Origin of the sequence: Methylibium sp. (assembly GCF_013817365.1) — a bacterium.
Classification (GTDB): domain Bacteria; phylum Pseudomonadota; class Gammaproteobacteria; order Burkholderiales; family Burkholderiaceae_C; genus Methylibium.
Map to the genome: position 1 here is coordinate 1 of NZ_JACDCU010000235.1, position 6360 is coordinate 6360.

Consider the following 6360-nt stretch of genomic DNA (forward strand, 5'->3'; position numbering starts at 1 on the left):
TCGGCCGCTCATTGGTGATCGAACGCTTGGTGGTGCCGGATTTCCTCGCCGGTGGGCCGGCTCCCCGTGGCTTGCAGGAAATGATGGTCGATGGCGTGCTGGTGCACGGCAACCTCGACCCGTCAGCGCAGATCGAAGTGGTGCTGGCATCAAGCGGCCTGCCGGTGGTGTGGGTGAACCGCGTACTCGAGCACGATGCCGCCTATCCCGACGATCATGGCGGTGGGCGTCTGATGGTCGAACGGCTGGTGGCCGCCGGACACCGGCGCATCGCCTGGTTCGATGGGATGCTCGGTTTCCGTCCGGCAGTGGAGCGGCACTACAGCCGCATCCAACGGCATGCGGGTTACTTGGCCGCGATGTCCGCTGCCGAACTCGCGCCGCGGACGTTGTCGCCAGTCAAGGATCCTGGGCGGGACGGACAGTTCGAGTGGCTGCTGTCGCATCTGCGAAATCTGCCTGAACGAAAGCGCCCAACCGCAATCGCGTGTTATGGCAGCTACGAGGCGCTGACCGTGTTGCACGCGGTGGGGCGCTTGAATCTGAGCATCCCAGATGACCTGTCACTGATCCTGGCCCACCACGAAAGCTTGGTCGCCGGCATCCGCCTTGAGGTCGCGCAGGTGCCGTCCGAAGCGATGGGCCGCGCGGCGGCGGCACTCCTTGGCCGGCGTCTGGCCAACACTCGGCGAACGCAGAGCGTGATCGTTCCCTTCCGCGTCCTCTCCGGCTCCAGCGTGCAGTCGCCAACGACTTGATACCAATCCTCCATCATTCACAACGCTGCGATCCATGGGAACCCCGTGATGGATTGGGTTCGCTTGTGGTCGTGATGGAGTTCACGCAGTGCAATGCAGAGGGTGTACCTGACAGCAGTGAGTGAGGGGAAGCAGCGGTTGGTAAAGTGTTTCTCTCGGAGGTCATCCCACAGATTTTCGACTGGGTTGAGTTGTGGGCTGCGTCCGGCTGCACGCTGGCCGCCACCGCCGTCGCCATCACCACCTGCAACGTACTGCGCGCACTCTTTGCCCAGTACGGCGTCGGCATCTGCGAAACCCGCCACGGCAAACTCGCGATCGGGACATTCACCGGTGTTTAAGGACCCTGATGGGGTTCTGCCGGCGGTCGCGTGGCGATGATAGCGATGGGGTTCTTCGCATCTGCTTTGATGGGCCAGCGCGCCTCGACCCCGTCCGACCAGCGCACCGTCAGGACCTGGCGGCCCGCTTCGCGCAAGGCGAAGCCGACGCGGTCGGGGCCGCAGCAGCCGCTGGCGTTGGCGCTGCCGATCTGCTGCAGGCCGAGGAGGCGGCCGTCCTCGGCGCGCAGGCTGAGCACGGCGCCTATCACTCCGCGCGGGCCCTTCACCTCGACGCTCAGCATGCGGATCCCGGCGAGCGTGCTCTGCTGGGCGCTGGGGTTCTCGGGCGGGTCGCGCTGGGTCAGGCTGGCGTTGGGCATCAGCGTCACGCGACCGTCCGGGGCGCCCAACAGTAGTTCGGGGGCGCCATCGCCATCCACATCCCCCGCCGCCAGGCCCCGGGCGCCGGCGCGATGCGCCTGACCAGGGAAGGCGCCGGGCGTATAGCGGTCGCTGACCATGAAGCTGCCGTAGCCGCGGTTCATGTAGGGCATGTTGGCGCCGCCGCTGCGGCTGCCGACGTAGAGATCTATGGTGCCGTCGCAATCTATGTCAGCCGCCACCACTGGCAGCTGATGGTCGCCGGCGATCTGCAGTTCGTTACCGTACAGGCTCTGGTCGATGGCCTTGCCCTCTTCGCAGGACACCACGCAGAGGGCGTTATCGCGGGTGATCACCAGGGTCTGGCGGTCGGCCCTCCAGACGGGCGCAAAGCAGGCGGCACCGCCCGCAGGCCCACCGTCAGGCGAAGCAAAATCATAGCCCAGGGGCAGGACGGAGAAGCCCGCCGTCGCGCTGTTGAGCAACAGCCGACCGCCATCGGCGGAGAAGTAGAGGTCGCTGCGCCCATCGCCATCCCAGTCGCCGCAGGCCAGCCAGCCGCTGCCTCCAGCGCTGGCGTCGGGGCGCCGCAGCCCGGCGGCCTCGCTGCCATCTCTGAAGACACCTCCGCCCGGCCCTGGATTGAGCCAGAGCTCGACCCCACCGCGTTCACGGGCGATCGCCACGTCGGGCCAGCCATCGCCATTCGCGTCGATGAAGCAGGAGCAGATCACCCGCCCCGATCCCGGCGCGGCGGCGGGCAGTGCTGCGCTGCGCTGGTAGCGGCCATCGGCACCTCGCAGCCAGAGCGCGTCATCGAGCAGGAGGTCGTCGCGGCCATCGGCATCGGCATCCGCCGCCGCCACGCTGCGGCTGCGACAGCCGGCAAATCCGAGCCGCTCTTCGGCGGGCGCGAAGGTGCCATCCGCAGCCTGCAGCCAGGCGCGGTCGCCGACCTCGCTGCAGGCGTAGGCATCCAGGCGGCCATCGCCGTCGAGGTCACGCAGGGCCACGCCGCGCGCCGGACCGTCGAGGCGACCAAGCAGACGGTCGGCGCCGAAAGCGATGAAGGGCGTGGCGGGGAACCAGTCGCGACCGATGGCGCGCTCCTGCATCAACTCGCCCAGTCGGGCGGCGCTGCCGTTGAAAACCCCGAACAACTCGCGCTCGAGGTCCGTGCTCCAGGTCCAGCGGGCGGGATTGGCGGCATCCATCTCTGCCGCCTGCCAGCGACCACCGTCCCCGCCATCGAGGTAGAAGATCAGGTCGTTAGGCCGGCGGGACTTGCCCAGCAGCGCCACCATCGGCTTGCCCTGGCCCATCAGCATAAAGAAGACCCTTTCCAACTGCTCGCCGGCCAGGACCAGATGGACCGAGCGCGGAACGAAATCTCCTTTCACCACCTGCTCGACCGCCAACTCCGCCGTGTGCGTCTCTTTGTCGACGCTGGCGACGCGCAGCAGCAGCACCACCCGGTGGCGCTCGTAGAGGTCTTTTGGCTGCAGGGTGGGGTCCACCAGAGCCACCGTCTGCATCAGCAGCGGAGCGAACAGGACCTCCTGGGCCGGCGCTGCGCTGGTGGTGAGCAGCACGAACAGGAGCGGGATGAGCTGGCGCATGGATGGTTCCTGGCGGGGAGTACAGTCGGAAGGCGGGATCCACGAGCGTGGATCCCGCATCAGTAATCGCCTCCCGCGTTGGTGAAGGCGAAGGTGGGCTTGCCGTCCCACTTACGGACCAACTCGACCAGCGGGCCGGCGCAGTCCGGGCCCCAGGTGACGTGCTTCCACTGCTTCACCTGGGCGGGATCCGCCAGCACCAGACCGCCCTTGGCAAGGTGGTTGATGACCAAGCCGTCGATCTTCAGAGTGCCCACGAGGAGGAGGTCGATCAGCGGCGGCTCCTCCTTGAGCTTGGCGTAGTTCTCGGCGTGGCCGATGGTCTTCACGATCTCCTTCTCAATGATCGGTCGGCCGTTCCAGTCGATGATCAGGCGGGCCTTGGCCGGATCTGCGCTGTGCACCTCCAACGTGCCCTCGGGGGTGACGATGAAGCTGGCGTCATCGGAGCGCTCGGCTCGACCATCGAGCGCCTTTTCGTTATCCTTGCTCATGAAGCGGCGCTTACCCTTCCAGCTCACGCCCAGGAAGCAGTCGCGGACCAGCGGCCGATCCACCGTGCCGGCGAGGAAGCGACCTTTTATCGTGAGATCGACGTTGCCGTGCTGGTTGCCCAACTTGCTGAAGGCGGCGCCGGAGTGCAGCTCAAGGGTGGCGCCCGGCGAGACGCCGAGAGTGCCCCGGGCAGCGGCGATCAGGGCGCTGTCGTCCGAGATGATGACCGTGCCGGACTTGAAGTGGAAGCTGTCGGCGCAGCCCATGCGGCCGATGACCTCAAGCGAGGCGTTGGGGGCCTTGACGAAATAGACGTGGTCGCTGGAGGCCTCGGGGTCGTTCATACCGTAGCGGAACAGCGTGCCCGGAATGAGGGAGCTGACCTGCAGGGGATGGGCGAGCTGGTTGCGTTCGCCTTCGGGGTAGATGTATAGCGGCGGGCCGCCGGCAACGGGCTGCTGATGGGGCTGTTGAGGAACGGGGTTGTCGTTGCGGAAGAAGGAGTCTTTGTCGCCGCTGTAGTGGTACTGCTGGTTCAACTCACCGCCCTTCTTCACCCAGGTGTTGCCGGTGCTGCTGTGCAACCAGACCACGGTGACGCCTGCTCCCACCGTGAGATGGCGGATGGAGGGCACGGGGTTCTTCTTCGCCTCCTGGACGATGTAATATCGCCCTTTTGATCCTCCAGGCGGCATGGCAGGAAGGACCAGGGCGCAGTCGCCGTCGATTGGCTTGGTGGCGGGTTTACCATCTTCCAGCCAGAATGAGGGTGTCTCGAAGGGCTTGTCATCCTTGAGAGCCGACACCCCAGGCTTGGCCCAGGTCAGCACCCGGGTCGCTGGCCAGACCTGTCGCATATGGGGCCGCTTGCCAACATCAGCCGGCCACAGGGAGCGGTCCTCATAGTGGGGCTCGTTGGCCGTAGCTGGTTCGGCCGCACCCAGGGGCAGGGCGAGGACGAGCAGCAGGGGGAGGAGGAGGGTGCGCATAGGATCTCCGAGTTCTGGGCTACGTATCTCTGCAGAAGAAACACCGGGGCGTTCCCGATGTGACCTACATTTCGGCTCCGCAACGGTTGCTGAGGAGCACGATGTCCGAGTTACAACGCCCTGAAAAGAGCGTTGTGACTTCGGAGTCACAACGAAGACGCCTCGTACCTTTATCAGGCCGGCCGACCAATGCCGGAAGTCACCTTCGACAGGCGACCGTGATGGACACCGTTGCTGGGGATGTTGCCGGTGGTCGCTCGTCAGGCGCCGGTGATGGACCACCAGGACCGGCGTCAACGGCGACAGGTTTTGTTAGTCAGTCGATGTGACTGCGTAGGAGCGCCAACGTGCCAGCGAAGAAACCGTTCATCACCCAATACGATCTCGCGACGCGCCTGGGCGTCGGGCAGAAGACCGTCTCGCGTGCGTTGGCGGGCGAGCCGCGCGTCGCGCCCGAGTTGCGAGCACGCATCGTCGCGGCGGCTAAGAAGTTTGGCTACCGTCCCAACCAAAGCGCGCGCAGCGTCAAGAGCCGTCGCTTCGACCGTGTGCTGTTCCTGCAACTGGTCGAAGCCGCCGATCAGCGTATCGATTCCGGCATCATCGACGGCATCTCCGACGGCTTGGCGGAAATCGGCCGCTCATTGGTGATCGAACGCTTGGTGGTGCCGGATTTCCTCGCCGGTGGGCCGGCTCCCCGTGGCTTGCAGGAAATGATGGTCGATGGCGTGCTGGTGCACGGCAACCTCGACCCGTCAGCGCAGATCGAAGTGGTGCTGGCATCAAGCGGCCTGCCGGTGGTGTGGGTGAACCGCGTACTCGAGCACGATGCCGCCTATCCCGACGATCATGGCGGTGGGCGTCTGATGGTCGAACGGCTGGTGGCCGCCGGACACCGGCGCATCGCCTGGTTCGATGGGATGCTCGGTTTCCGTCCGGCAGTGGAGCTGCACTACAGCCGCATCCAACGGCATGCGGGTTACCTCGCCGCGATGTCCGCCGTCGGGCTCGCGCCGCGGACGCTGTCGCCGGCGCAGGATCCTGGGCGGGATGGACAGTTCGAGTGGCTGCTGTCGCACCTGCAAGTTCTGCCGGAACGACAGCGTCCAACCGCAATCGCGTGCTATGGCAGCTACGAGGCGCTGACCGTGCTGCATGCGGCCGGACGCCTGGGTCTGCGCATCCCGGAAGACCTGTCACTGATCCTGGCTCACCACGAAACCCTGGTCGTCGGAATCCGCCTCGATGTCGCGCTGGTACCGTCCGAAGCGATGGGCCGCGCCGCCGCCGCGCTCCTCGGTTGGCGTCTGGCCAACACCCGACGAACGCCGGCCGTCATTGTTCCTTTCAACCTGTATTCCGGATTCAGTGTGCGATTATTGACACCCTGAGCCCTGAAATGATCAATTGACTCTGGTCTCGACTTTATTCCTTTTTTCCCTCTTTTTCGTTTCGGCATGAGGGTCTGTCGCGGGGGCTGGTCTGATACCAATCCGTGATCAAAAGACTACGAATGCGGGAAGGCGATTTAACCGCCGAGTCGGTTGTATTTATCTCGATCAATTCTTTGTAGATGTCGCGCAAGAGTTGTTGATGGGAGGCGAGAGCCGGTGCTTGACCGCCTGCTTGCTGCTGCGGCGATACCGGATGAGAGAGCAAGAGAGCTACAACTAGCGAGACGATTGCGGCGCTTGCGCGTCGTTTAAATTGAATCATATCTTCTCCTGTTGGATTTAAGTATTGCCCTAGCGGCGCAACGCGAACATATAATACGTGACATTGTGCATTATACGTC

5 protein-coding genes and 1 pseudogene are annotated in these 6360 nt (G+C 64.9%); 3 read left to right on the top strand and 3 right to left on the bottom strand.

The annotated features are described in order from the left end of the window. Both H0W38_RS14090 and H0W38_RS14095 read left to right on the top strand, forming a co-directional pair. Window positions 1-758: LacI family DNA-binding transcriptional regulator (locus H0W38_RS14090; RefSeq protein WP_292455116.1), on the top strand; the 758-nt coding region annotated here is incomplete at its 5' end. 146 nt (window positions 759-904) lie between these two features. After that, entirely contained in the window at window positions 905-1099 is a 195-nt protein-coding gene (locus H0W38_RS14095) for a hypothetical protein (RefSeq protein ID WP_292455118.1), read from the top strand. On the opposite strand, the gene H0W38_RS14100 is transcribed toward H0W38_RS14095, so the two are convergent. Beyond that, on the bottom strand, window positions 1096-3081 hold the full coding sequence (locus tag H0W38_RS14100; RefSeq protein ID WP_292455121.1) for a VCBS repeat-containing protein: 1986 nt from the start codon (window positions 3079-3081) through the stop codon (window positions 1096-1098). The genes H0W38_RS14095 and H0W38_RS14100 overlap by 4 nt on opposite strands. A 59-nt stretch (window positions 3082-3140) precedes the next feature. Then, window positions 3141-4565 carry a hypothetical protein gene (locus tag H0W38_RS14105; protein ID WP_292455124.1) on the bottom strand — a complete coding sequence of 475 codons (1425 nt, stop codon included), beginning with the start codon at window positions 4563-4565 and terminating at the stop codon, window positions 3141-3143. Window positions 4566-4912: 347 nt separating this feature from the next. Between H0W38_RS14105 and H0W38_RS14110 the strand changes: the two genes are divergently transcribed. Continuing rightward, window positions 4913-5956, top strand: a complete 1044-nt coding sequence (locus H0W38_RS14110) for a LacI family DNA-binding transcriptional regulator (protein ID WP_292455126.1) — start codon at window positions 4913-4915, stop codon at window positions 5954-5956. A 34-nt stretch (window positions 5957-5990) separates the two neighbouring features. On the opposite strand, the pseudogene H0W38_RS14115 reads toward H0W38_RS14110, so the two are convergent. Beyond that, window positions 5991-6360 (bottom strand): annotated as a pseudogene (locus H0W38_RS14115) (hypothetical protein); the annotation flags it as partial.